Source organism: Microbacterium oxydans (genome assembly GCF_026559675.1).
GTDB lineage: Bacteria > Actinomycetota > Actinomycetes > Actinomycetales > Microbacteriaceae > Microbacterium > Microbacterium oxydans_D.
The window spans coordinates 1,513,018-1,539,383 of sequence record NZ_CP092891.1 but is presented as its reverse complement, the minus strand read 5'-3'; the positions used below and the strand labels follow the sequence as shown (position 1 = coordinate 1,539,383).

Sequence of the window (26,366 nt, the reverse complement as noted above, 5' to 3'; positions counted from 1 at the left end):
ACTCCCTTATATGTCATGGGGAATGAGCGTTGAACGCACACAACGGGTGCTGCGCACGATCGCACGGGCTGACGCTCGGCGCCAGCCAGCCTCGGCACTTGTGCCTCAGGGGTTTGCGTGCGGGTCTTGCAAGAGTTGCAATGGGGCCAGATTCACGTAGTTACGTGGAGCCCTCCGCTCGAGTCCCCACTGTACCACCACGGACGTCGACTGCGAGCAGGAGCGCCTCCCACGGGGTGTCGGTGACTCGATCGGCCAGCTCGACCGCGTCCTGACGGCTGCCCGGCCCGTCGGCGAGCACGAGCACGCTCGGCCCGGCACCGGAGACGACGGCAGCGAAGCCCTCCGCGCGGAGCGCCTGGACGAGGCGCTGCGTCTCGGGCATGGCCTCGGCACGGTAGTCCTGGTGCAGGCGGTCCGCCGTCGCGTCGAACAGGAGCTCGGGGCTCTGCATCAGGGCGGCGACCAGCAGGGCGGAACGCGAGAGGTTGAAGACGGCATCCGCCGTGGACACCTGCGGTGGCTGCAGCGACCGCGCCTGAGAGGTGGACATCGTGTAGGCCGGGACCAGGACGAGCGGCGAGACGCCGCGGTGCACGAGGAGCTTCTTGTGCTGGGGGCCGCGTTCGCCCATCCAGGCGATCGTCAGACCGCCGAAGAGGGCGGGGGCGACGTTGTCGGGATGCCCTTCCAGCTCGGTGGCGAGACGCAGCAGGGCGGCGTCGTCGATCTCCACGTCGCCCTCGAGCAGCCCCTTCGCCGCGAGCACTCCGGCGGCGACGGCGGCACCGGACGACCCGAGTCCGCGACCGTGCGGGACCCCGTTCTCGGCGACGATGCGCAGGCCCGGAGCCGGACGGCCGGCGTCGGCGAACACGTAGTCGATCGTGCGCACGATGAGGTTCGACCCGTCGCGCGGGATCTCACCCGCACCGGAACCGGTCACCTCGATCTCGAGCTCGCCCGCGGGCAGCGCCGTGACCTGGAGCGTGTCGTAGACGCTGAGCGCCAGACCCAGCGTGTCGAAGCCCGGTCCGAGGTTCGCGCTCGTCGCGGGCACCCGCACCTCGACGGTGCGTCCCTCGAACGCGTACCCGTCGACGGAGGCGAGGGCTTCGGCCATCGTCACTCGCCTTCCACCCGGAGCACGGACACGACCTTCGCCACGACGGCGCTGTCGGCCAGAGAGTCGACCGTCGCGCTGAGCGCCTGCTCGGTCGCGCGGTGGGTGCCGATGATCAGGCGCGCGGTCGGCTCGTCCTCGCCCTCGACGGTCTGCACGACCGTCGCGACCGAGACGCCGCCGTCGCTGAGGATGCCGGCGACCGTGGCGAGCACGCCCGGCGCGTCGGAGACCTCGAGGGTGATCTGGTAGCGGGTGGTGACGTGCCCGATCGGCACGACCGGCAGGTTCGCACGGGTGGACTCGCCCACTCCGACGCCGCCGGCGATGTGACGGCGGGCGGCGGAGACGACGTCGCCGAGCACGGCGGACGCGGTCTGCACGCCACCCGCTCCGGCGCCGTAGAACATGAGGGATCCGGCGGCCTCGGCCTCGACGAAGACCGCGTTGTTGGCGCCGTGCACGGAGGCGAGGGGGTGCGAGTTCGGCACCAGGGCCGGGTACACGCGCACCGAGATCGACTCGGCGCCGTTCGCCTCGATGCGCTCGCAGACGGCGAGCAGCTTGATGACGAAGCCGGCGGCGCGGGCCTCCTCGATCATGGAGGCCGTGATCGAGGTGATGCCCTCACGGTAGACGGCCTCGAGCGGCACGGCGGTGTGGAACGCGAGGCTGGCCAGGATGGCCGCCTTCTGCGCGGCGTCGTAGCCCTCGACGTCGGCGGTCGGGTCGGCCTCGGCATACCCGAGACGCTGGGCATCCGCCAGCACGTCGGCGAAGTCGGCGCCCTCCGTGTCCATCCGGTCGAGGATGTAGTTCGTGGTGCCGTTCACGATGCCCATGATGCGCACGACGCGGTCGCCCGCGAGCGAGTCGCGCAGCGGACGGATGATCGGGATCGCCCCGGCGGCGGCGGCCTCGTAGTACACGGAGGCGCCCACACGGTCGGCGGCCTCGAACAGCTCGGGACCGTGGGTCGCCAGCAGCGCCTTGTTGGCGGTGACGACGTCGGCACCGGAGCCGATCGCCTGGAGGATGCTCGTGCGCGCCGGCTCGATGCCGCCGATGAGCTCGATCACGATGTCGGCGCCCACGATCAGGGACTCGGCATCGGTGGTGAAGAGCTCCTTGGGCAGCTCCACATCGCGCGGTGCATCCACATCGCGCACCGCGATGCCGGCGAGTTCCAGCTCGGCGCCCGCTCGGTCGGCCAGCTCGTCGCCGTGGCGCAGCAGGAGGGCCGCGACCTGCGAGCCGACCGCTCCGGCGCCCAGCAATGCCACACGAAGTCGTCGGTAGTCAGTCATGGTTGCTCCTTCGGGGGTGGGTCATCGGTCTCCCTCGGGGGCGTTCGCCCCGTCGATGCCCGCGTCGCGGGCCAGCAGATCGTCGATCGTCTCGCCGCGCACGATGATCGTCGACCGTCCGTCGCGGACGGCGACGACCGGCGGTCGCGGCACGTGGTTGTAGTTGCTCGAGAGCGAGACGCAGTAGGCGCCCGTCGCCGGCACGGCGAGCAGATCGCCCGGTACGAGATCGGCGGGCAGGTACTCGTGGTCGACGACGATGTCGCCCGACTCGCAGTGCTTGCCGACCACGCGGCTCAGGCGCGGCTCGCCCGTCCCGGCGCGCGAGGCCAGGCGTGCGGAGTACTGCGCCCCGTAGAGCGCGGTGCGGGCGTTGTCGCTCATCCCGCCGTCGACGCTGATGTAGCGACGCACGGCACCGGAGTCGATGGTCACGTCCTTCGTGGTGCCGACCTCGTAGATCGTGACGCCGGCGGTGCCGACGATGGCGCGACCGGGCTCGAACGACAGCGCGGGGACGGCGATGCCGCGTGCGGCGCAGCCCTCGGCCACCGCGGCCACGATCTCGGACGCGAGCTCGTCGATCGGGGTGGGGTCGTCGATGCGCGTGTAGGCGATGCCGAACCCGCCGCCGAGGTTGAGCTGCGGGACGGGCCCGGCTTCGAGCAGGGTGGCATGCAGATCGAGCACGCGGGATGCGGACTCGCGGAAGCCCGCGACACCGAAGATCTGGGAGCCGATGTGGCAGTGCAGCCCGGCGAACACCAGGCCGGGGATCTCACGGATCCGGGCGACGGCCTTCTCGGCGTCAGGGAGCGGGAAGCCGAACTTCTGATCCTCGTGCGCCGTGGCGAGGAAGTCGTGCGTCTCGGCGTGGACGCCGCTGATGACGCGGACCAGCACGCGCTGCGTGGCTCCGGTGCGGGCCGTGATGGCGGCGAGGCGCTCGATCTCGATCGCGCTGTCGACGATGATCGTGCCGACACCGACCTCCACCGCACGCTCGAGCTCGGCGACGGACTTGTTGTTGCCGTGGAAGCCGATGGACGCCGGTGCGACACCGGCGGCGAGGGCGACGGCGAGCTCTCCCCCGGTGCAGACGTCCACGCGCAGTCCCTCGTCGACGACCCAGCGCGCGACCGTCGTGCAGAGGAACGCCTTGCCCGCGTAGTAGACCTGAGCGGTCGTGCCGTTGTCGGCCGCCGCCCGGTCGAATGCGACCTGGAACCGCCTCGCGCGACCGCGGACCTCGTCCTCGTCCAACACGAGCAACGGGGTGCCGTACGTGCGGGCGAGCGTCGTGGCGCTGATGCCGGCGATGTCGAGGGCTCCCTCGGCGTCCCGCACGGCGGAGGCCGGCCACACGCCGTCGGCCAGATCGTTCGCGTCCTCGGGGACGACGAGCCATTCCGGAGCGAGCGAATCGGCAGGGAGAAGCACTGATCACCAATCGTGGGAAGGATCTCGGGCGGGGCGCGCACATCGAGGCTGACCCGATTCTAGGGCACCGGCGGATCCCCCTGGTCACGGTGACGCGCGGCGTCAAGCCCCCTGCGCCGGTTCGTCTCGGCCTCCTAGGGTGGGGGCGTGACGAACACCGAATCACGAACCGAAGCCCCCGCGCGCCCCGGGCTCGTCGCGCGCATCACCGGCCCGCTCATCGCCTGGGCGCTCGCCCGGCGTCCGGTGCGCGCGGCCCTGCTCTACAGCGAGCGACGCGGACCGATGCTCGCCGACAGCGTCACCTACCGCGCGCTCTTCAGCGTGTTCGCCGGTGTGCTGCTGGGGTTCTCGATCGCGGCGCTGTGGCTCGCCGGCAACCCGGTCGCGTGGCAGGCGATCATCGACGCCGTGCAGTCGGCCGTGCCGGGGCTCATCGGCAAAGGCGGCGTGATCGGCACGGACGCCCTGAACGCCCCCGCGTCGCTGTCGATCGCCGGCATCGTCTCGCTGGTCGCCCTCATCGGCTCCGCTCTGGGCGCGATCGGGTCGCTGCGCACCGCCGTGCGCGTGCTCGCCGGGACGCTGCAGGACGACATCCTGTGGATCTGGGTGATCCTGCGCAACCTCGCGCTCGCCCTCGGCATCGGGCTCGCCTTCGTCGTCTCGGCGTTCCTCACCTTCGCCGGCCAGCTCGGGGTCACCTGGATCACCGGTCTGCTCGGCATCCCGGAGGACTCCCCCGTCGCGGCCTGGACCGTCCGGCTCGTATCGCTCCTCGTCGTCTTCGCGCTCGACACGGCGCTCATCATCGGCGTCTTCCGTCTGCTCTCGGGCGTGCGCCCGTCGGCGCGGTCGCTGTGGTCGGGCGCCCTGCTCGGCGCCTTCGGGCTCCTGGTGCTGCAGGAGCTGTCCGGACTGTTCGTCGGCGGCGCGACGAGCAACCCGCTGCTGGCCTCGTTCGCCTCGCTGCTGGCGCTGCTGATCTGGCTGAACTTCTCCGCCCAGGTGATGCTGTTCGCCTGCGCGTACATCGTGACCGCCGAGGAGGAGACCTCGGATCGCGTGCACGCACGGTTCGCGGCGACGACGTTCGCACAGCGCCGCATGCAGCGCGCCGAGGTCGAGGTGCAGACCGCGACCGCCGAGCTCCGTGCCGCCCAGAAGGCTGCCGCGGAGGAGCGCTCGTCCTGACCCACTCTCGCCCTGACCCGCTCTCGTTGTGACCAAAGCGGCTATTCTGGTCACAACGAGAGGAAGTCATGGACTCCCGACGCACGACGATCGCGCTGCCGCACGCCACGGTGTCGGTCCGGGAATGGCGCCCGGCCGCGGAGACGGGCCCGCCGGTACTGCTCCTGCACGGCGGCGGCGCCGACAGCGCCGAGCTGTCCTGGGGTGAGGTCGGTCCGGCCCTCGCGGAGGCCGGACATCGCGTGCTCGCCCCCGACCACCCGGGGTTCGGGCAGAGCCCTCGTGCGGGATGGGCGCTCACGCAGGAACGACTCGTGCGCCACGTCGCGGAGCTCGTCGATGCACTCGGTCTCGCCGACTACGCCGTCGCGGGTCTGTCCCTCGGCGGCGGCATGGCGGTCGGACACCTCCTGGATCAGCCGGGCCGCGCGCGGACCGCCGTCCTCCTCGGGTGCTACGGGCTGATGCCCCGCCTCGCCGACGGCTTCCTGGGCCCGATGACGCATCTCATCTCCTTCCTCCTGCTGCGCACCGGGCTGCTCGCCAGGATGACCCGCTCGTACGCGCACAGCCGGCCCGCGATGGAGCGTGCGCTCCGTGATCTGGTCCGTGAACCGGCGTCGCGCACACCCGCGCTCGTGGACGCGGTGGTCACCGAGGCGTCGACCGGGACCGGGCTGGAGGTCTTCGGCGAATGGCAGCGCGACCAGGTGCTCTGGAACCGGCTGCGGACCGTGTACACGGATCGGCTGCCGTCCCTGCGCACGCCGGTCCTCCTGGTGCACGGGGATCGCGACAGCGGCGTCCCCCTCGCACGCGTCAGGAGCGCCGCCGACCTGCTCCCCGCCGGCGCACTGCTGACCGTCCCCGGCGCCGGCCACTGGGTGCAGCGCGACCGCCCCGACCTCGTCATCCCCGCGATGATCGACCACCTGAGGAGGGATGATGCCCCGACCCCGCGTGCCTGACCGACGCGAGCGCATCCTCGACGCGACCGAGGCGCTCGTGCTCGCCCACGGCTTCGACGCGATGAGCGTGGCCGCGATCGCCGACCGGGCCGGTGTCGGCAAGGGCGCCGTGTACCTGGAGTTCTCGGGCAAGCACGACATCCTCGATGCGGTGCTGCAGCGCGGGAACGCGCGCATGGCCGAGCGGGTGCGTCGCGAGTACGGCGACGACCCGCGTCTCAGCGAGGCGTGCCGGGCGACCGCGCGAGCGCTGCTCGACGACCCGCTGATGACGGCGGCGTTCCTCGACGATCAGGGCGTGCTCGGCGCCCACGTCCTCGAGGTGACGGACGGCCGCTACCGCGCCCGTCACGAACGGGTGATCGCCTGGTTCCGGGATCTGCAGGAGCGGGGTCGGATCGTGGCCGACGTCGATCCGCAGGCCCTCGCGCTCGCCCTGTCGAGCACGACGATCGGGTTGCTCTCGGCCGCTCGCCTGCTCGGTCCCCTGGATCGCGCACAGCTGGAGAGCGCGATCGAGACCATCGGCCGGATGGCCGCGACGTTCGAAGGAGACTGACCATGCATCTGGAGACCTCCGGGCCCGCGGGCGCTCGACCGCTCCTGCTCCTGCACGGGGGCGGCGTCGCCGGCTGGATGTGGGACCCGCTGCGCGCGCACCTGCCCGCGGACCGCCGGGTGCTCGTGCCCGATCTCCCCGGTCACGGTCGCAGCGCGGATGCGCCCTACGTCTCGCATCGGGAGACGGTCGAGGCGCTCGCGCGCATCCTCGAGTCCGTCGATCAGCCCGCCACGGTCGTCGGATTCTCCCTGGGCGCGCAGCTCGCCGTCCTGCTCGCTGCCGAACGGCCCGATCTCGTCGAGCGGGTGGTCGTCGTCAGCGCGCAGGCCGTGCCGATGCGTGCGGTCGGACCGACTCTCGCGCTGCTCGGGGCGACCGCGGGTCTCGCGCGGAGGGAGTGGTTCGCGCGTCTCCAGGCCCGCGAGCTCTTCGTGCCGGAGGAGCATCTGGCCGATTACGTGCAGACGTCGGCGACGATCTCCCGCCAGACGCTGCTCGCCACGGTCGAGGAGAACCTCCGCTTCCTCCCACCCGCCTCCTGGTCGGCGTTCCCCGGCTCGGCGCTGATCCTCGTGGGCGCGCGGGAGAAGAAGCTGATGGCGCGATCGGCCGCTGTGCTGCACACCATGCTCCCCCACAGCGAGCTCGACGTGGTGGACGGCTGCGGCCATGGCATCCCGCTGCAGCGCCCGGACCTGCTCGCCCGACGGATCGAGGCGATGCCGGGGCCCGGCACCGTCTGACCCCGCGCGTGTGTCAGCTCGGGCAGACGCCCTTGTCCTGCAGCGACGTGTCGGTGACGATCGCGCCGTTCACGTCGATGTCGATCACGGCCGCGCCGTCGACGATCTCGAGCCCGGTGAGGGTGAGGCCGGCGGGGAGCTGGTCGGCGATGCACACCCGCTGCGGCTGCGTGAGGCCCTCGCCGAGCGAACCCAGCGACGAGCCGACGCGGTCGAAGTCGATGTCGAGTCCGCCGATGCTGGCCGCGACCGGCGTCAGCTCGAGGTCGCCCTCGATCGCGCCGGGGGTGAGCGTCAGCGACAGCGGCACGTCCGCACCGAACACGGTTATCGATCCGCTCACCGTCGCGTTCGGCGCATCGAACTCGACGGACTCGACCGGCAGGTCGGTGCCGGCGAGCAGCGACGTGAACTGCGCCTGATCGATGCGGATCGTGCCGGAGGCCCCGCCCAGGTCGCCGCCGCGCAGCGGCACACCCGTCGCGGTGACATCCGCCGCCCCCGTGATGCCCTCCAGCGTGACGGAGTCGGTCGAGAGGTGCAGGGTGTCGAGGCTGCCGCCGATCAACTGCGGGAGCAGCAGACCCTCGGTCTCGACGTCGAGCTGCTGGTCGGCGGGAAGATCGAGCTGCTCGACGACGATCGACCGCACGATGCCGGGCAGCACGGCGCGCGCGATGAACTCGGCGGCCACGACGAGCAGCGCCAGCACGACCACCACGATCAGCAGCACCCACGGCCAGCGACGGCGCGTGCGCGGCGCCGTCTCCGTCGCCTGCGCAGGGGCGGACCCGGGGATGACGAGCGTCGGGTGCTCGGCCGCGGGTTCCGGATACGGCAGGGTGTGGTTGTCGTCGCTCATGCCTGCCATCCTGCCGTACCGGAACGCGCGGCTGCGCGCACTACATGCGCTCTGGCGCGCTGACGCCCAGGAGGTCGAGCCCGTTGCGGAGCACCTGACCGGTGGCGTCGTTCAGCCAGAGACGCGTGCGGTGGACGCTCTCGATCGGGTCGTCGCTCAGCGGGATCACGCGGCAGTTGTCGTACCAGCGGTGGTACAGGCCGGCGAGCTCCTCGAGGTAGCGGGCGACGCGGTGCGGCTCGCGGACCTCGGCGGCGAACGCGACGATGCGCGGGAACTCCTGCAGAGCGCCGAGCAGCGCCCCCTCGGTCTCGTGCGTGAGGGTCTCCGGGACGAACTCGGAACGGGCGATCCCGGAATCGGCGGCGTTGCGGGCCACGTTGTGCGTACGGGCGTGCGCGTACTGCACGTAGAACACGGGGTTGTCGTTCGTGCGCTTCTGCAGCAGCTCGGGGTCGAGGTCGAGTGGCGAGTCGGCGGGCGAGCGCTCCAGCGAGTAGCGCAGCGCGTCGGTGCCGAGCCAGTCGAGCAGGTCGTCCATCTCGATGATGTTGCCCGCGCGCTTGCTGAGGCGGGCACCGTTGATCGACACCATCTGGCCGATCAGCACCTCGACGTTCTTCTCCGGGTCCTGACCCGCGGCGCCAGCGACAGCCTTGAGGCGGTGCACGTAGCCGTGGTGGTCGGCACCGAGCAGGTAGATCTTGTTCTCGAAGCCGCGATCGCCCTTGTTCAGGTAGTACGCGGCGTCGGCGGCGAAGTAGGTGTACTCGCCATTCGAGCGGCGGATGACGCGGTCCTTGTCATCACCGAAGTCGGTCGTGCGCACCCACACGGCGCCCTCGTCGTCGAAGACGTGGCCCTGCTCGCGCAGACGGTCGACGGCCTGGTCGATCAGGCTCGTGCCGGAGGCATCCTTCGCGTGCAGCGTGCGCTCGGAGAACCAGACGTCGAACGGCACGTTGAACCGGTCGAGCGAGTTCTTGATCTCGGCGAGCTGGAACTCGTAGGCGAGCTCCATCGCGACGCTCGGCTGCTCCGCTTCCGGGAGCTCCAGCAGGTCGGGGCGCGCGTCGAGGACACGACCGGCGAGGGTCGTGATGTACTCACCCGGGTAGCCGCCCTCCGGGGTGGGCTCGCCCTTCGCGGCCGCGAGCACCGAGCTGGCGAAGCGCTGCATCTGGGCACCCGCGTCGTTGATGTAGTACTCGCGCACGGCGTTCGCACCGCTCGCGAGGAGCAGACGCACGATCGAGTCGCCGAGCGCCGCCCACCGGGTGTGCGCGATGTGCAGCGGCCCCGTCGGGTTGGCGGAGACGAACTCGACGTTCACGCTCACGCCCGCCTGCGACGTGTTCGTGCCGTAGGCGGCGCCGGCGTCGACGATCACCTTCGCCAGCGCGCCGGCGGCAGCCGCGTCGAGACGGATGTTGATGAACCCGGGACCGGCGACCTCGGCGCTCGCGATGCCGTCCACGGCGGCGAGGCCGTCGACGATCTGCTGGGCGAGCTCCCGCGGGTTCGTACCGAAGGGCTTGGCCAGACGCATGGCGATGTTGGAGGCCCAGTCGCCGTGGTCCCGGTTGCGCGGACGCTCCAGCACGATGTCGGCCGCGGCGAGCTCCAGCGGCTCGCCGGGACGTCGTTCCTCGGCGATCGGTGCGAGGACGGCCAGGAGGGCTGCGGCAAGCGTTTCGGGGTTCATAACCTCCCCAGTTTACGGGGGTCGCACGGCCCACTCGGACGACGCCGGGCGCGCGGAATTTGCGTTCGCCCCGCAGTGATCTACTCTCATGCCATGAAGGCCGCCGCCACCCGCCATCGACTGCGCACCGCAGGGGTCGCCATCGCCCTGCTCCTGGCCGTCGCGGCGGGCGTTCTCGGCATGTGGCGGCCCTGGACTCCGCTGCCCTCCACCGCACCCGTCGGCGCCCCTGTCGACGGAGCCGCCGCGGCACCGGAAGCCATCGCGCCCGCACCTCTCGCCCTGCCGGATCACCCCACCGTGCTGGTGTTCGGAGACTCGTGGACGTACGGCTCGGCCGCGACCACGCCGACCCTCGGATACGCCTACGTCCTTGCCGAGCTGCTCGACGGCGAGACCATCGTGAACGGCGTCCGCGGCAGCGGCTACCTCAAGCCCGGGATCGACGGTCCGACGTTCGGGGAGCGCATCGCCGCGCTCGACCCTGCACTCACGCCCGACCTCATCATCATCCAGGGCTCGATCAACGACCGCGCGCAGGGCGCCGCCGGCTACCGCGCGGCCGTGACCGCCGCCTGGGACGCGCTGGCCGCGAAGTACCCGGACGCCACGATCGTCGTGCTCGGGCCGGCACCGCACGAGCTCCCGGTGGGCACGGAGACCGCCCGCATCGACACCGACCTCGCCGAACTCGCCGGAGCCCGCGGCTGGTGGTACATCTCCCCCATCGCACAGGACTGGATCACCGAGCAGAACTATCTCGACGTGATCGACGTGGACCTCGGGCGCAAGCATCCGTCCACGGAAGGACACCGCTACCTGGCCGAGAAGCTCGCCGCCGCACTCGACGAGCTGCGCGCCGCGCCGGTCACCGAGGCCGGCGGGTCGGAGACCACCCCCGACGAGTGATATTGTCGATCGGTACGCCTCCGTAGCTCAGTGGATAGAGCGCCGGTTTCCGGTACCGTAGGTCGCAGGTTCGACTCCTGTCGGGGGCACACGTACAGAAGACCCCGCCCGATTGGGCGGGGTCTTCTTCGTGTGAGGCGCGGGGCGCGGCGTCGATTCAGCGGCGCGCTGCGGGCACCGGCGTCATCTGCCAGGAGTACATGTCGCTCTCGACGTCGTAGCGCAGCACGTTCAGCTTCCCGGTCACTTCGACGGCGGCGTCGATGTAGTAGTGGCTGGCGCCGTCGTGATAGACGGCGTTGTCGCCGTCGGCGTGCAGCTCAGCCGTCCGGACGTGTCCGGCGATGATCGTCTTGTGGAACCGGCCCTGGCTCGCCGGGTACTTCTCCGTCAGCCAGTGCTCGGGCGTGGCGGCGCGCCAGTGCTCGCCCGCCAGCTCGTCGATCCCGGCATGCACGAAGATCTGACCCTCGGTCTCGTGAACACGCGGTCGGCGGCGGAGCCAGGAGAAGAGTTCCGCGTGCTGCTTCAAGACCTCGCGTCGGAGCCGCATGCTGACCTCGGCGTCGATCTCGTCATGGACGACCGTGCGGATCACGCTCTCGGAGTCGAACGACCGAACGGTCGTCAGTCCTTCGTCGGACAGAATCCACGTCGGGTCCTCGTCATCGGTGTCGGCCGGATCGCCGGCGTCGAGCCACTCCAGCAGCCCGCAGTCGTGGTTGCCGAGAAGCACCGTCACCCGGTCGGGGTGGCGCTGGGCGACCTCTCGAACCAGTTCGAGCACACCGCGGGAGTCCCGCCCACGATCGACATAGTCCCCGAGGAGCACGAGGGAGGCATCGGGGTTCCCCTCGAGGTCGACGATGTCCAGCGCCGCATGCAGCGCCTCCAGATGTCCATGAATGTCTGAAACGGCAGAGATGCTGGCGATGGTCGCTCCTTTTCCGGCGGGACTGTGTGACAACACCGGATCCCGCCGGATATTCCGAGGACGAGAGCCGCGACTCAGCAGCCCGGTACCGGGATCGCCCTGATGTAGAGACCGCTTTCGACCGGACTGTGGAACCCGCGGGTGACGAAGCTGCCGTCCGCTGCGACCCCGAGGGGACGGAAGCACCACGCCAGCCGCACGCCCTGCGCATCGGCCACCTCGAAGCCCGCCGCGAGACTGCTGTCGCTGCGCAGCAGTTCCATCGACTCGGGCGTGAGCGCACCCGCGACCGACAGCTCGATGCGACCGGGGACGATGCCCTGCTCCTCGCGCGGTGCGAGCGCGGCATACGACGGGGTGACCGTGGCCCCCGGATACTCTGCGGGGTCGATCTCCGAGCGCGAGTCCACGTCGACACCGACCGCGGTCACCGTCGCGCTCGCGGGGACGCAGGACGAATCGGAGTACATGACGGCCGGATCGAGGAACTCGCCCACGAACTCACGCCGTTCCTGCGGAGCGAGCCGTGCTTCCTCGGCCTCATACTGACGGCAGACGGTGCCCTCGGCGGACAGGACGGTGACCGCGACCGTGGCGGACTCCCAGTGCTCTTCCGTCGCGTTGGTGAGAGCGGTGGTCACCCGCGTGCCGTTCGAGTCCCGGTACACGGCGAGCTTCGGTGCCTCGATCACCAGCTCCTCCGCCGTCGGTACGCGTTCGTCCGGCACGTTCTGGATCGAGGAGCCGAAAGCTCCCGCCGCCGAGAGCATCATCGAGACGACCAGAGAGACGCGGAAGAACGAGAGCACATAGAACACGATGGAGATGATCATGCTCACCTTCGTCGTGGTCGTGCGCGCGATCAGATGGATCACGATCGATCCGACGAGAATCACCGTCGTCACGACGAGGGCGACCGGATCGAAGAGCGCTCCGAGCACGGATCTGTTCAGCTCCTGATCGACGTCATCGTTCGAGAGCCCCGCGTAGCCGAAGACATCGCCGAGGCCGAGGACTTCGTAGATCATCCAGAACATGGCCACGAGCGCGAGCACGTTGAGAACGACGACACGGGCGCCCTGCCGCTTCCGAGCGGGCGGCCGACCGGTCGGGTGCGGATACGCGTTCATCCGTGCCTCCGCATCGCGCTCATGCGCCGGTTCGGGGTGTCTGCACCTGCTCCTGGGCGCACCGGCGGATGCTCGATGGACGGGGAACGCATCATCCTGCGTCGCCTCTTCTCGGGTTGGCGCGGCTCATCGCGAGCAGGTCGGGCTGTCCTGCGGTTCAAAGATCGGCGCTGCTGAAGCGCCGTGGCGGAGGCTTCCCGAGTCTGCCCGCCCGGAAATCGATACTAGTGGTCGCGGGAGGCCGTCCCCCGCGCCTCCGGATAGGCTGATCCGGTGCCCCTCCTCTCCATCGCCGGCTCGACGCGTGCCCCGCACCGTCTCCGCTCGGCGACCCCGATGAGGGAGTGGATGCGCGTCGTCCTGCACCCGGGCACGAACGGGTGGACCAGCGTGTGGGGCACGCTCTCGCACGGCGAGATCGCCGGCTGCCCGCCGCCACGGAACTAGACCACGCCTCGAACGGGGCGGTGGTCTTCTGCGCCCTTCACCCCTTCTCTCGCGTGAGGTCTTTCCGTGTCCCCGAGTCCTGCCCCTGCCCGTTTCCCCCTCGCCCCGCACGCACTGTGGCGCGGCATCCGCTCCACCGCCCGCAGCGACACGCTCGGCGGCGCGCTCCTGCTCGGCGCGACGCTCGCCGCCCTGATCCTCGCCAACAGTCCCGCCGCCTCCTGGTACGAATCCGTCCGGGACTTCACCTTCGGCATCCCCGAGCTGCACCTCGAACTCAGCATCGGCGCCTGGGCGGCCGACGGCCTGCTCGCGATCTTCTTCTTCGTGGTCGGCCTCGAGCTGAAGGAGGAGTTCGTCGCCGGCCGCCTGCGCGATCCGCGCCGGGCGGCACTGCCCATCGCGGCAGCCGTCGGCGGTGTCCTCGTGCCCGCGCTCCTCTTCGTCCTGATCAACGCCGGAAGCGGAGCGGATGCCCTGCGCGGCTGGGCCATCCCCACCGCGACCGACATCGCCTTCGCCGTGGCCGTGATCGCCGTGGTCGGGAAGTTCCTGCCGCCGGCCCTGCGTGTGTTCCTGCTGACGCTCGCGATCATCGACGACCTCATCGCGATCACCATCATCGCGACGTTCTACACCGACACCATCAGCTTCCCGTGGCTGATCCTCGCGCTGCTGCCGCTGGCCGGGTTCGCCGCCCTGGTGGCGAAGGGCGTGCGGGCCTGGTGGCTCCTCCTCCCCCTCGCGATCGCGGTGTGGGTGTGCATCCACGCGTCCGGCATCCACGCGACCGTCGCGGGTGTACTGCTCGGCTTCGTCGTCCCCGTCACGGCGACCGAGCGCGCCCGGGTGCACACGGGCACGGATGACGGGGGTCGACCGGTGTACGACGGGATGGCTGCGCACTTCGCCGACCGCTGGAGCATCGTGGCGACACTGTTCGCGGTCCCCGTGTTCGCGTTCTTCGCCGCCGGGGTCACGATCGGCGGATGGGCGGGCCTCGCCTCCGCTTTCGCCGATCCGATCACGATCGGGATCGTCGTGGGGCTCGTCGCCGGCAAGCCGATCGGCATCCTCGCCACGACCTTCCTGCTGAGCCGGGTCCCGGCGCTGCGCCTGGATGAGACCCTGCGCTGGCCCGACCTGGCCGGCATGGCGTTCCTCGCGGGGATCGGCTTCACGGTCTCACTGCTCGTGGGCGAGCTCGCGTACGGCTCGAGCTCCGTCGCGGACGAGCACGTGAAGATCGGCGTGCTCGTGGGATCGCTCGTGGCCGCACTGCTGGGAGGAATCGTCCTCGCCTGCCGCAGTGCCCGCGCGCGCAGGTCCTCCTCCGCCGGGTGATCGACCCGGGGCGGGTGCGGGTCAGTCCCGCATCCGCCCGAGCAGCCAGACGAAGTACGGGGCGCCGACCAGCGCCACCATGAGGCCGGCCGGCAGCTGCGACGGCGCGATCAGGGTGCGACCGAGCGTGTCGGCGACGAGCACCATCAGTCCGCCCAGCACCATCGCGACCGGGATGACCCTGCCGTGCCGCGCACCGACGAGCGTTCGTGCGAGATGCGGGGCGACGAGACCGACGAACCCCACGGTGCCGACCGCGACCACCGCGACGGACGCGAGCACGGCGGCGAGGGCGAGCACTCCGAGCCGGGTACGCTGGGGAGGGACACCGAGGATGCGGGGCGTGTCCTCGTCGATCGCGAGCAGGTCGAGCTGGCGACGCATTCCCCAGAGCAGCGGTACGGCGATGACGAGCACGACGGCCACCGGCATCACGTCCGGGAGCGAGCGCCCGTAGGTCGTGCCGGACAGCCAGGTGAGGATGCGCGGGGTCTCCCACGGGTCGGAGCGCAGCAGCAGGAACGTCGTCACGGCGCTGATCGCATAGCCGCAGCCGATTCCGACGAGCACGAACCGGTCGGGCAGCAGCCCACCCCGCCAGGCGAGCAGGGTGATCAGGGCGAACGTGAGCAGCCCGGCGACGATGGCCATGGCGATGATGGCGGGGCGGGCCCCACCGCCGACGCTCGACGTCACCACGATGACGGCACCGAGTCCCGCGCCCGCCGTGATGCCGAGCAGACCGGGCTCGGCGAGCGGATTGCGCACCGTGCCCTGCACGGCCACACCCGCGAGGGCGAGGGCGGCACCGGCGAGGACCGCGGCCGCGACGCGAGGCCCGCGTTCGTCGAGGGCGCGAGTCACGAGGTCGGGAGCCGCCTGTTGCAGCCACAGGCCGATGTCGCCGAGCCGGAGCCAGAGCGTGCCCGCGAGCATGCCGATCACGACGGTCGCCGCCAGCAGCACCACCGCGACGACCGCCACGACGACGAAACGGCGCCGGGTGCGCAGGGTCGAGCGTGCCGTGCGGATCGCCCGCGAGGCCCCGGCATCGCGCATCCGCAGGGCGAGGATCATGATGACGATGCCGCCGAGCAGGGCCGTCGGGATGCCGGTGGGGATCGAGGTGGCCCCTTCGGCGCCCAGGATCGCCCGCAGCACGGCGTCGGCGAGGAGGATGAGGAGGGCGCCCAGGAGGCCGGAGACCGGCACCAGGAAGATGTGGCGCCGCAGCGCGGGCACGCGTGCGGCGAGGAGTCGCGCGAGCACCGGAGCGCCCAGGCCGACGAAGGCGATGGGACCGGCGAGGGTCACGGAGGTGCTGGTCAGCAGCACGGCGCAGAGCACCGCGATCGAGCGCGTCGAGCGCACGGGCACACCGAGGGACGACGCGGTGTCCTCGCCGAGTCCGAGCACGTCGAGGCGCCGCGACAGCAGCAGAGCCACGAGCAGCACGGCGACGATCAGCGGTGCGGCGCGGGCCGAGGCGTCGAGGTTCAGCTGGCCGAGCGACCCGCTCCCCCAGGCGAACAGCCCGGTGGTGTTCTCCTTGAACAGGATGAGCAGCATCGCGGTGCCGGAGTCGAGGGCCATCGCGATGGCGGAGCCCGCCAGGATCAGACGGGTGGTCGTGGTGCCGGCGGCTCGACCGGTCAGGCCGAGCACGAGGGCGGCGGCCAGCAGACCGCCGACGAACGCCACACCGCTCGAGGCCCACAGCGGGACGGCGACCCCGAAGGCGGCGACGGCGGTGAGGGAGAAGTAGGCGCCGGCGGTCACCGCGAGCGTGTCCGGTGAGGCCAGGGCGTTGCGCGTGATCGACTGCAGCAGCGCGCCCGCGACCCCGAGCGCGAATCCGACCGCGATGCCGGCGAAGAGCCGAGGCAGGCGCGACCCGGTGAACACGTCGGCGACCGGCACCCCGCCGACAGCCACGTCGTCGCCGAGCAGCGCGCGCCACAGGTCGGCGGCACCGATGCCGGAGGTCCCCTGCGTCAGGTGCCAGAGGCCGACCACGACGACCGCGGCGAGGAGCGCGACGAGAAGGCCGATGCCTCCGAGCGTCCCCCGGCGATCATCGACCGCGCCGTCGGCCGGCTCCCCGTTCTCGGGAAGCCGGCCGACGGCGTGCGGAGCGGTCGGTGCGGTCACTTGCCGACGATGACCTCGACGAAGGCGTCGATCGCCTGCTCGCCCGAACGCGGGCCACCCGCACCCCAGACGCCCGGGGGGAACTCGAACGCGCGCCCCTCCTTCACGGCGGGCAGCGAGGTCCAGATCGAGCTCTTCGCGAGCTCGGTGACGTAGCTGTCGGGGGTGCCGTCGTTCGAGTAGATGAGGTTCGCGTCGCCGACAGCGGTCAGGCCCTCGATGTCGGTCTGCGCCAGGCCGTAGGCCGGGTCGACGCCGCCGCTGCCGTAGGACTTGTTGATCTCGTCGGTCCAGGCGCCGGTGAGGCCCAGCTCCTCGCCGAGCTCCGTGAACAGCGCCCCGCTGCCGTAGGGGCGGATGACGACGTTGCCGCCCTCGATCCAGCCGTCGAAGAACACGAAGTCGGTCGTGGCGAGGTCGGCGTCGGCGACCTTCTCCTTGGCGTCGGCGAGGTGCGTGTCGAACTCCGCGAGCACCTGGTCGGCGCGCTCGGTACGGCCGGTGGCCTCGCCGATCAGCGAGAACACCTTCTTCATGTTGTCGATCTGGCCCGAGCCGTCGGCGCCGATCGTGGCGAGGACCGGGACGTCGCGCTCCTCGAGCTTCTTGATCAGCTCGTCGTCGGCGCTGTACGACTCGATGACGATGAGGTCGGGGTCGGTCGCGTAGAGCGCATCCAGGTCGGGTTCCCCGCGCTCGCCCACGTTGGCCACACCCTTCGGCAGCTTCTCGGCGCTCACGTAGGTCTCGTAGCCGTCGATCGAGGCGGCTCCGACGGGCGTGACGCACAGTGAGAGGAGGTCCTCGGTCTGCTGCCACTCGAGCACGACCACGCGCTCGGCCGGCTTGTCGAGCTCGACGGTGCGGCCGAGGCTGTCGGTCAGCGAGACCGGGTCGGTCGACGTCATCGTGGTGTCGTCGGTGCAGCTCTGCGACGCGACGGCGTCGGCGGTGTCGCTGCCGGCCGAGACGTCGGTCGTGCCGCAGGCGGTCAGCGTCAGCGCGGCGATGCCGGCCACGGCGACGGCCGCGAGGCGGGTTGCGCGGGTCATGGGGTGTCCTCTCGGGAACGGTCGGTGGAAGGGGGGACGGAGGCGGCGTCGTGCAGGCGCGGGGCGTGACGGCCGACCGGGTCGATCCGCAGCCGACGGGTGCGCGGGTCGACGCTGACCTCGACGCTGAGCTGATAGGCGAGGCCGATGTTCTCGGCCGTGAGCACGTCGAGCGCCGATCCGACGGCCAGCACCCGTCCCGCCGCCATGAGCAGCAGGTCGTCGGCGACCCGGGCCGCGTGGTCCAGATCGTGCAGCACCACGCCCACAGCGACCCCGTGCACGTCGGCGAGATCGCGGATGAGGTCGAGGGTCTCGACCTGGTACCGCAGATCGAGGTGGTTCGTCGGCTCGTCGAGGAGCACCACGCCCGTCTCCTGCGCGAGGCAGGCCGCGAGCCAGACCCGCTGCAGTTCGCCGCCGGAGAGCTCTCCCGCCGCGCGATCGGCCATCGAGAGCACCCCTGTCGCGTCGAGCGCGCGCTCGACCGCATCCTGGTCCTCGCGGCTCGCTCCCGCGAAACGGCGGCGGTACGGGTGCCGCCCGAAGGAGACGACCTCGCGCACGCTCAGGCCCTGCGGAGCGGTGCGGGACTGGGCGAAGAGCGTGACCTGCTGCGCGAACTCGCGGGCGCTCAAGGCGGCGACGGCGCGTTCCGGCACCTCCGCCGCGCCGCCCAGGACGACGTGCCCGTCGGAGACCGGATGCAGGCGTGCGAGGCTGCGCAGCAGCGTCGACTTCCCGGAGCCGTTCGGACCGACGAGGGCGGTCACCCGTCCCGGCAGCAGTTCGACCGACACGTCCTGGACGACCGTCGTGCGGCCGAATCCGAGCGACAGGCCGTCGCCGGCGAGGCGGGAGGCCATACGCTGACCGCGCGAGGGCGGCGTCGTGGGGCGTGCGGCATTCATGAGGAATCCTGCGTCTGAGGGAGTGGGTGCAGGTTCCTGGTCGTCAGGGCGACGGCGGCGAACACTCGGGTGAGGGTGCGTTCTTAGGGTTACCTTGCCTAATCAGGCTAGGTCCGCGCGGGCGCGTCCGCAATCGACGCTCCACGACAGCAGGTACGGCGTTTCGGACACGTCAGGGGGTGGCGTCGGACCCCGTCGCCGCGAGATACGCCCCGGGCGTCGTGCCCATCACGCGCTTGAACGACGCGATGAAGGTGCTCGACTGCGCGTAGCCCATCAGCTCGGCGACCTCCTGCACCGGCAGCCCCTCGGACAGGAGCGACAGGGCGCGGTGCACCCGCAGCACCTGGCGCCACTGCATGAAGGACAACCCCGTGTGCAGGCGGAACAGTCGGGTGACCGTGCGCTCGCTGATGCCCAGCAGCTCCGCCCAGTCGCTCAGCGCGCGGTCGTCCGTCGGATCGTCGAGGAGCGCGGAGACGATCGGCTCCACGCGCGCGGCGTCCGGAACCCGCAGCGACAGCTGCCGCTCGGTCGGGGCGAGCACATCGAACACCACGGCCTCGGCCCGCAGACGGGCGGGCTCGGTGAGGTCCGTCCGCTCGAGGTGCCTCAGCAGCGAGGCGAGGATGGGCGTGATCTCGACCGCGACGACCTCGGGGAACGAGACGGGCGAGCGCTGCGCGTCGAAGAGCGCATCCGACAGCGTCGTCCGGGCGGTGGTCCGCCCCGCGTGCTCGACATCGGCGGGGATCCAGAGCCCGTGTCCCTCCGGAACCGTGACGACGGCATCCGCCAGCCGCACGGTCATCGTCCCTCCGCGCACCCAGACCAGCTCGTGCATCGGGTGGGTGTGCGGCTCGAACTCCAGAGGCACCGGGACGAAGACGCTCTCGGCGAAGATCGCGAACGGCGCCGGAACGACATCGGGCACCTGCACCCCCGCCACGACGACGGTGTTCTCCTCCCGCCGCCACGCGCCGCGTCCGGTGGCGACAGGACGCGATCGGGGCATGAGTCGAGTCTACGAAGCGATCACCGGGATGGACGTCACGCCTAGTGGTGGAACGCCGGCTGCGGCTTCTCGGCGGGCATAGGAGACTCCAGCGCGTCGAGGTGCTCGACCTCGGTCTGGATCGCCTGCAGCAGTTCGGCCGCGAGGTCCATGCTGAGCCCGTTGCGCACGACGATGCGCTGCACGGTGATCTGCTCCAGGTCGGCGGGCATCGGGTACGCCGGGATCAGCCATCCCTTCATCCGCAGCCGATCCTGCAGATGATAGAGATTCCAGTTCTTGGTGTGCCCGTCTGCGAGACGCCAGGCGAAGACCGGGATGTCGCTGCCGTCGTTCCAGAGCTCGAACGCGTCGAGCTTCGCGATTCCCGCGGACAGGAACTTCGCCACATCCTGCGACGCCTGCTGCACGGCGCGGTATCCCTCGAAGCCGAGGCGGAGGAACAGGTAGTACTGCAACACCACCTGCGCACCGGGCCGGGAGAAGTTCAGGGCGAACGTGGGCATCTCCCCGCCGAGGTAGCTGACCTGGAAGACCAGGTCGTCCGGGAGCCACTGCGCGTCGCGCCAGACCACCCAGCCGAGCCCCGGGTACACGAGGCCGTACTTGTGGCCGGAGGTGTTGATCGAGTGCACGCGTTCGATCCGGAAATCCCAGACCAGGTCGGGCTGCAGGAACGGCGCGACCATCGCCCCCGATGCGCCGTCGACGTGGATCGGGATGTCGAGGCCGGTGGTCTTCTGGATCCCGTCGAGCGCTGCGGCGATCTCGGCGACGGGCTCGTACATCCCCGTGTAGGTCACCCCCATGATCGCGACGACGCCGATCGTGTTCTCATCGACGTACTTCGCCAGGTCATGCCCGTCGAGCGTCTTGTGCTCCGCACTGATCGGCACATAGCGGGGCTCCACATCGAAGTAGTTGCAGAACTTCTCCCAGCACACCTGCACCGCCGACGACATCACGAGGTTCGGTGTCGAGGTGTCCTTGCCGGCCGCGCGTCTCGCCTGCTGCCACCGCCGCTTGAAGGCGAGCCCGCCCAGCATGCACGCCTCGGACGAGCCGATGGTCGAGGTGCCGATGCTCTTCTCCGCATCCGGGGCGTTCCAGAGGTTCGCCAGCATGTGCCAGCAGTTGTCCTCGATCGCCGCCGTCTGCGGGTACTCGTCCTTGTCGATCATGTTCTTGTCGAACGACGCGGCGTAGACCTGCTTGGCGTCGTCATCCATCCAGGTGCTGACGAAGGTCGCGAGGTTCAGCCGCGCGTTTCCGTCGAGGATCGTCTCGTCCTCCACGATCTGCTTCGCCGTGTCAGGGAGGGATTCCGCGGCGGGGATGACATGACGCGAGGTGAGCGTCGCCTCCCCCGGTCTCGTGAAGATCGGCTGGTCATCGGTGGAGGGAGTGCTCATGTCGGACCCTTTCGCATCACTGATGGCGTCACGCCGGCGACACGCTCGGTAGCTGCCGCTGGTCGTGTGCCGTCCACTCTGGCAACCGGAGCCGCGCCGCGCCACCCCTCTTCGCCGACGCGCGAGTCGTCGCCCTGTAACGAAATTTCATGACCACTCCGAGTCAGAATCGTTCATTCGGCGTTCACCGGCAGAAGCACTTCGCGTTCACGAAGCGCTCCTACCTTCATAGACATGACCGATGCGCTCCTGAAAGACGCCCTCCCCGCGACCGGGCCGCTGCTCGAGCGGCTTCGCTCGCGTCTGCGCTCGCTGACCCCCGCCGAGCGCCGGGTGGCCGACGTGGTCCTGCGCGATCCGCTGGAAGTGATCCACCTCTCGGTCACAGAGCTGGCCGAGGCGGCCGATGCATCCAGCGCCACCGTCGTCCGTCTCTGCGCATCGATCGGACTCCGGGGATACCAGGATCTGAAGATCACGCTCGCCACGCAGTCCATCCCGTCGGAGAAGCGCGTGCTCGACAAGGTCGACGCCGGGGATGATGCAGCCTCGGTGTCGCAGAAGGTCCTCGCCAGCACGGCGAATGCGATCGAGGCGGCGGCCGCGGCGCTCGACCATGTCACTCTCGCCCGCCTGGCCGACGTCGTCCTCGACGCCGATCGCGTTCTGTTCGGCGCGGTGGGAACCTCTGCCCCGCTCGCGCAGGACGCGGCCTACCGCCTCACGACCATCGGCATTCCGGCGACCTTCATCTCCGACGTCCACACCCAGCACGTCACCGCTCGCATGCTCGGACCGCGGGACCTCTTCTTCGCGATCAGTCACACCGGATCGACCATGGAGACTCTCGCGGCGACCCGCGCGGCGCGAGCGGCCGGCGCCCGCACGGCGGCCATCACCAGCTTCCGCTCCTCCCCGCTCACTGAGACGGTCGAGCTGTCTCTCGTCGCCGGCTCCGCGGAGACCGCCTATCGGGTGGAGGCGATGACGAGTCGCATCGTGCACTTCGCCGTGCTCGACGCCCTGTACGTGACTCTCGCGCTCCGCCGTGACGAGAGCGTCGCCGCCCTCGCCCTCACCGAAGACGTGCTCATCGAGCACCGACTCTGATCTCTCCCTCCCCTCGTTCGTGACGACTGCCTGTCGTCGCGCGATCCCGCACGCCCTAGGAGTCACTCATGCACGGATTCGTCACCGACCCGGACGGAAGGCCGCTCGCCGGCATCGCCGTCACCAATGGCCGCGATGTCGTCGCCACCGACGCCGACGGAGGGTACCAACTCGACCGGGTCAGCCCGTTCGTCGTGGTCGGCCGCACCGCGACGTACACCGCCGATGTCTGGTGGCAGCAGGCCGATGTCGAGGCAGTGGACTTCGTCCTGCGCCCGCACGCCCCCGCCCTTCCCTACGAGTTCATCCACCTGACGGACACGCACATGTCCCTGCCGCAGAGCGAAGCCACCCCTCACGTGGACTTCGGCCTGTACCGGGAGGGCAGCCTGCCGTCGGAGATCACGGCGTTCCTCGCCTCGCTTCCCGAACGCGCACCCTCCGCACAGTCGGTTTTCATCACGGGCGACCTCGTCGATCACGGTCTCGCCGAGGAGTTCGCGGCCTACACCGAGGTCCTCGGCACGAGTCCGCTTCCTGTGCACGTCATCCCCGGCAATCACGATCACATGGCTGGTCGGCACGGAAGCGTCGTCAGTCGCAACGACTACCTGACCAACGAGGGTGACCCCGCTCTCTACGAGAGCTTCCTCGGGCCTCGCTGGTACAGCTTCGACATCCCGGGTCTGCACGTCGTCGCGATGGACTGGCATTCGCATGAGCTGGGGATCGACCATGAGATGCAGAACTCCTGGCTCGCGGCCGATCTCGCACTGCGTCCCCCCGGGAGCCCCTGGATCCTCCTCTTCCACGATCAGCCGGGCGCCTCGCTGCTCGATCACGCTCCGTGGCAGCCGATCGCGACGTTCTCCGGCCACTGGCACACGTCCCGCGTCGTCGACGTCGCGGGAACGATGCACGTCAACAGCCCCACCACCTTCTTCGCGAGCCTCGATTACACACCCCCGGCGTTTCGGCGGGTCACCTGGGACGGCGAGCACCTCTCGATGCGCACGGAGACGGTGCGCATCGTGGAAGACCCTGTGGCACTCGGCGATGTCAGCCGCGCCACGTTCGCGCGGGCGTCCGGAGGCGGAGACGACGGCGTGATCGTCTGGCGCACTCCACTCCAGGGTGCAGGTCACCGTCAGCAGGTGGCCGTCGATGGCGATCTCGTCTTTGCGGGCAGCCAGATCGAGGATCAACCGTTGGGCTTCGTCGAGGCACTGGACACCGCCACCGGTACAGTCGTCTGGCGTACCGCGGTGTCGTCCGCCGTGAAGACCGCGCCCGTCGTGTGGGCGGACGCGGTCGTGGCCGCCGAGGTCTCCGGCGACGTGCACGGCCTCGACCGCGCGACCGGCGCCGTGCGGTGGACCGTGCCATCGAGCGATCCCCTGCGGCGATTCGCCTGGAATGCGCCGACGGTGTCGGACGGGATCGTGTACCTCGGCGACCAGTCGGATCTCCGCGCGATCGACGTGGCCACCGGTGATCTGGTGTGGCGACGGACCGATCTCTCCCCGCACCACAATCTGGTGAACCACGCGCAGCCGTTGATCATCGACGATCTGCTGGTGATGGGGTTCTGGCCCACTCCGCAGCACCCGATCGGGATCGACCGGCTGACGGGCGAATCGGTCTGGGAGACCGGCAAGGCAGACTCTGAGCTGTTCGTCGCTCTCAAGCGGCTGCTCATCATGGGCACTGCCGTGCACGACCCCGCGACCGATGCCGTGGTGATGCCGGCGTTCGGGCGCACTGCCTCGATCGACCGCCGCAGCGGAGTGGTCCGCTGGACCTCCGAGCACCCCGGTGCGTTCAGTCCGGCAAGCCCTGTGATCACGCGCGCGGGGTATCTGGTGACGGTGACGGGGCATGGAATCCGCATGGTCGATCCCCTCACCGGTGACACGATCTGGGAGCGGGAGATCACTGGGGAAGCCCCGTTCCCCATGCGCTCGTACAGCAAGCGTCCGCACCCGGTCATCGCACCGCCGACCCTGGTCGACGATCTGCTGATCCTCCCCGGCCTCGACGGGCTCGTGCGAGTCTTCGACCTCGACGGCACTCTCCTCGGCTCCGCGCAGCTCGGGACTCCACTCGCCGCCGCATTCACCGTCGCGGGCGATGACCTGATCGCGATCGGGACCGATGGAACCGCGCTGCGTCTCTCCGTGGCAGCGCTCCTCAGCACGGTGACGCGGACCGCGCACGACACCGCCGAAAGCGTGACCGCATGACTACCCTCATCGCGCCGCGGACACCCGCAGCGACCCTGCCCCCGACCACGCCGCCACGACGCACCCGCCTGAGCGATCGCTATCCCGGTCTCGTTCCCGCGCTCCTGGTTCTGCCGGCCGCCGTCGGACTGCTCTTGTTCGTCGTGGTGCCCGCGCTCCTCTCCTTGGTCGCCAGCTTCTTCTCGGTCCCGCTGGCCGGTGGAGCATGGCAGTTCGTCGGCATCTCCAACTTCCAACGTGTCCTCACCGACCCCGCGGTCGTCCAGGCGCTCGGCAACACCGTGGTCTACTCCGTGCTCACGATCGTGCCGAGCCTCGCGCTCGGTCTCGGACTGGCCCTCCTCGCCAACAGAGCGGGGCGTGCGCGGCCCTTCGTCCGCACTGCGCTCTTCCTCCCCATGACGGCGAACCTCGTGGCGATGGCCGTCGTCTTCCGCTGGATGTTCGCGGCGCAAGGCGGGTTCGTCAACGAACTCCTCGGGTTCTTCGGCATCGGAGCCGTCAACTGGCTGGGCGATTCGAGCACGTCTCTTCTGACCGTCGCGCTCGTCGGCATCTGGCGCACCGCTTCGCTGACGATGATGATCTTCTTCGCCGGACTCGCCACGGTCCCACTCAGCATCGAAGAGGCCACCAGGGCGGAGGGGATCCGCGGGATCGTGAAGCTCACCCGCATCACACTCCCGATGATCAAGCCCACCGTCGTGTTCGCCACGGTCATCGCGATCCTCACGAGCGTGCAGGTCTTCGACACCATCAACGTCATGACCCAGGGCGGTCCACTCGGATCCAGCGAGACGGTCCTCACCATGGTCTGGAAACTCGGATTCAGCTACTACGACCTCGGTGCCGCATCGGCTCTCTCGCTGATCCTGCTCGTCACACTCATCGGCGTCGGAATCCTCCAGCGCCGCACACTCGCAGGAGGAGACAGATGAAGATCGTCGTCAGACTCGGCACGGGGCTGCTGATCACCGCAGCAGTCATCGTCTCACTGTTCCCGTTCTACTGGATGCTGCGCACCTCGGTCGCGCCAGGAGACGAGGTGTTCTTCGAGGGGATCTCACTGCTGCCCACCGGGATCGACCTCTCCAACTACGCCAGGGCCTGGGACCAGGGCGGGCTCGGGCAGGCCGTTCTCATCGGGACCCTCGCCACGGCCGGGATCCTCCTCATCCAGCTGCTCACCTGCATTCCTGCGGCTTACGTGCTCGCCAAGGTACGTCTGCGCTGGACGGGTGTCGCGCTCGGTGTCGTCCTCGCCGGGGTGCTGATCCCCTCCCAGGTCACGCTGATTCCCACCTTCATCGGAATCAACGCCTTGGGCCTGGCCGACACGTTGTCCGGCCTCATCCTGCCGTTCATGACGAGCGCCTTCGGCATCTTCCTGCTGCGCCAGCAGATGGTCTCGATCCCGGATGCGCTGATGGAAGCGGCACGCACCGATGGCCTCGGCCACTTCCGCACACTTCTCCGTGTCGTCGTGCCCCTCGCCGCGCCCGGCATCGCCGCGTTCAGCGTGTTCAGCGTGTTCACGCACTGGAACGACTACCTCTGGCCGCTCCTGATCGCCCGCAGCCCCGATCTGCGCACACCGCCGCTCGCACTCGCCGTGTTCCAGCAGGCAGACATCGGATTCGACTATTCCGCACTCGCCGCCGGGGCCGTGATCGTGACCGCCCCGGTCGTGCTGCTCTTCCTCTTCGCTCAGAAGAGGTTCGTGCAGGGCATGAGCGGTGCAGAGATCCCCGGCTGACTTCCCTTCCCTTCCCTTCCCCCTCCCTCACCCTCCCGGAAAAGGATC

23 protein-coding genes and 1 tRNA gene are annotated in these 26,366 nt (G+C 70.1%); 12 read left to right on the top strand and 12 right to left on the bottom strand.

From position 1 onward, the window contains the following. Positions 1-160: 160 nt before the first annotated feature. From thrB to lysA, 3 genes are read right to left on the bottom strand one after another with little or no spacing between them, the layout of a single operon-like run. Positions 161-1,123, bottom strand: a complete 963-nt coding sequence (thrB, locus tag MME74_RS07280; RefSeq protein ID WP_267418096.1) for a homoserine kinase — start codon at positions 1,121-1,123, stop codon at positions 161-163. A gap of 2 nt (positions 1,124-1,125) precedes the next feature. Next, positions 1,126-2,430: a homoserine dehydrogenase gene (locus MME74_RS07275; RefSeq protein WP_267418094.1), complete on the bottom strand. Its 1,305-nt coding sequence runs from the start codon at positions 2,428-2,430 to the stop codon at positions 1,126-1,128. Between the two features lie 21 nt (positions 2,431-2,451). After that, complete coding sequence (gene lysA / locus MME74_RS07270; protein WP_267418093.1) at positions 2,452-3,870, bottom strand: diaminopimelate decarboxylase; 1,419 nt, start codon at positions 3,868-3,870, stop codon at positions 2,452-2,454. A gap of 147 nt (positions 3,871-4,017) precedes the next feature. Between lysA and MME74_RS07265 the strand changes: the two genes are divergently transcribed. From MME74_RS07265 to MME74_RS07250, 4 genes are all read left to right on the top strand, one after another. Further along, a complete protein-coding gene (locus MME74_RS07265) occupies positions 4,018-5,064 on the top strand; it encodes a YihY/virulence factor BrkB family protein (RefSeq protein ID WP_267418092.1) in 1,047 nt (348 codons plus the stop codon). A gap of 68 nt (positions 5,065-5,132) precedes the next feature. Then, positions 5,133-6,032, top strand: coding sequence for an alpha/beta fold hydrolase (locus tag MME74_RS07260; RefSeq protein WP_267418091.1), 900 nt, complete (start codon positions 5,133-5,135; stop codon positions 6,030-6,032). Then, on the top strand, positions 6,010-6,591 hold the full coding sequence (locus MME74_RS07255; RefSeq protein WP_267418090.1) for a TetR/AcrR family transcriptional regulator: 582 nt from the start codon (positions 6,010-6,012) through the stop codon (positions 6,589-6,591). The genes MME74_RS07260 and MME74_RS07255 overlap by 23 nt, the downstream gene beginning before the upstream one ends. A gap of 2 nt (positions 6,592-6,593) precedes the next feature. Then, positions 6,594-7,337 (top strand): alpha/beta fold hydrolase, encoded by a 744-nt coding sequence (locus MME74_RS07250; RefSeq protein ID WP_267418089.1) that lies wholly within the window; start codon positions 6,594-6,596, stop codon positions 7,335-7,337. 13 nt (positions 7,338-7,350) lie between these two features. Here the strand turns inward: MME74_RS07250 and MME74_RS07245 are convergent, their stop codons facing one another. Next, the gene (locus MME74_RS07245; protein WP_267418088.1) at positions 7,351-8,199 is read right to left on the bottom strand and encodes a DUF2993 domain-containing protein; all 849 of its coding nucleotides are present in this window, start codon (positions 8,197-8,199) and stop codon (positions 7,351-7,353) included. A gap of 40 nt (positions 8,200-8,239) precedes the next feature. Beyond that, positions 8,240-9,904, bottom strand: coding sequence for an arginine--tRNA ligase (gene argS, locus MME74_RS07240; RefSeq protein ID WP_267418087.1), 1,665 nt, complete (start codon positions 9,902-9,904; stop codon positions 8,240-8,242). 93 nt (positions 9,905-9,997) lie between these two features. Here argS and MME74_RS07235 point away from each other — a divergent pair, with 93 nt between their 5' ends. Then, positions 9,998-10,813 (top strand): SGNH/GDSL hydrolase family protein, encoded by an 816-nt coding sequence (locus tag MME74_RS07235; protein WP_267418086.1) that lies wholly within the window; start codon positions 9,998-10,000, stop codon positions 10,811-10,813. A gap of 16 nt (positions 10,814-10,829) precedes the next feature. After that, positions 10,830-10,902 (top strand) — tRNA-Arg (locus tag MME74_RS07230). A gap of 68 nt (positions 10,903-10,970) precedes the next feature. On the opposite strand, the gene MME74_RS07225 is transcribed toward MME74_RS07230, so the two are convergent. Both MME74_RS07225 and MME74_RS07220 read right to left on the bottom strand, forming a co-directional pair. After that, positions 10,971-11,780 (bottom strand): metallophosphoesterase, encoded by an 810-nt coding sequence (locus MME74_RS07225; RefSeq protein ID WP_267418085.1) that lies wholly within the window; start codon positions 11,778-11,780, stop codon positions 10,971-10,973. Between the two features lie 41 nt (positions 11,781-11,821). Further along, positions 11,822-12,877 carry a hypothetical protein gene (locus MME74_RS07220; protein WP_267418084.1) on the bottom strand — a complete coding sequence of 352 codons (1,056 nt, stop codon included), beginning with the start codon at positions 12,875-12,877 and terminating at the stop codon, positions 11,822-11,824. Between the two features lie 273 nt (positions 12,878-13,150). Between MME74_RS07220 and MME74_RS07215 the strand changes: the two genes are divergently transcribed. After that, positions 13,151-13,324 (top strand): hypothetical protein, encoded by a 174-nt coding sequence (locus tag MME74_RS07215; RefSeq protein WP_267418083.1) that lies wholly within the window; start codon positions 13,151-13,153, stop codon positions 13,322-13,324. Between the two features lie 66 nt (positions 13,325-13,390). Next, positions 13,391-14,668, top strand: a complete 1,278-nt coding sequence (gene nhaA / locus MME74_RS07210) for a Na+/H+ antiporter NhaA (protein WP_267418082.1) — start codon at positions 13,391-13,393, stop codon at positions 14,666-14,668. 21 nt (positions 14,669-14,689) lie between these two features. Here the strand turns inward: nhaA and MME74_RS07205 are convergent, their stop codons facing one another. The 5 genes from MME74_RS07205 to MME74_RS07185 form a co-directional block, all read right to left on the bottom strand. Beyond that, entirely contained in the window at positions 14,690-16,819 is a 2,130-nt protein-coding gene (locus MME74_RS07205) for an iron ABC transporter permease (RefSeq protein WP_267418081.1), read from the bottom strand. Then, on the bottom strand, positions 16,816-17,871 hold the full coding sequence (locus tag MME74_RS07200) for an iron-siderophore ABC transporter substrate-binding protein (protein WP_267418080.1): 1,056 nt from the start codon (positions 17,869-17,871) through the stop codon (positions 16,816-16,818). Before MME74_RS07200 ends, MME74_RS07205 begins: the two co-directional genes overlap by 4 nt. Further along, a complete protein-coding gene (locus MME74_RS07195) occupies positions 17,868-18,782 on the bottom strand; it encodes an ABC transporter ATP-binding protein (RefSeq protein WP_267418079.1) in 915 nt (304 codons plus the stop codon). The genes MME74_RS07200 and MME74_RS07195 overlap by 4 nt, the downstream gene beginning before the upstream one ends. 172 nt (positions 18,783-18,954) lie before the next feature. Next, on the bottom strand, positions 18,955-19,797 hold the full coding sequence (locus MME74_RS07190; protein ID WP_267418078.1) for a helix-turn-helix domain-containing protein: 843 nt from the start codon (positions 19,795-19,797) through the stop codon (positions 18,955-18,957). Between the two features lie 41 nt (positions 19,798-19,838). Continuing rightward, on the bottom strand, positions 19,839-21,209 hold the full coding sequence (locus MME74_RS07185) for a glutamate decarboxylase (RefSeq protein ID WP_267418077.1): 1,371 nt from the start codon (positions 21,207-21,209) through the stop codon (positions 19,839-19,841). 234 nt (positions 21,210-21,443) lie between these two features. On the opposite strand from MME74_RS07185, the gene MME74_RS07180 reads away from it, so the two are divergent. From MME74_RS07180 to MME74_RS07165, 4 genes are all read left to right on the top strand, one after another. Beyond that, a complete protein-coding gene (locus MME74_RS07180) occupies positions 21,444-22,319 on the top strand; it encodes a MurR/RpiR family transcriptional regulator (protein ID WP_267418076.1) in 876 nt (291 codons plus the stop codon). Positions 22,320-22,387: 68 nt separating this feature from the next. Beyond that, positions 22,388-24,562 (top strand): PQQ-binding-like beta-propeller repeat protein, encoded by a 2,175-nt coding sequence (locus MME74_RS07175; protein WP_267418075.1) that lies wholly within the window; start codon positions 22,388-22,390, stop codon positions 24,560-24,562. Further along, positions 24,559-25,500 (top strand): carbohydrate ABC transporter permease, encoded by a 942-nt coding sequence (locus tag MME74_RS07170; protein WP_267418073.1) that lies wholly within the window; start codon positions 24,559-24,561, stop codon positions 25,498-25,500. Before MME74_RS07175 ends, MME74_RS07170 begins: the two co-directional genes overlap by 4 nt. After that, positions 25,497-26,318, top strand: a complete 822-nt coding sequence (locus MME74_RS07165) for a carbohydrate ABC transporter permease (protein ID WP_267418072.1) — start codon at positions 25,497-25,499, stop codon at positions 26,316-26,318. The genes MME74_RS07170 and MME74_RS07165 overlap by 4 nt, the downstream gene beginning before the upstream one ends. Positions 26,319-26,366 lie beyond the last annotated feature (48 nt).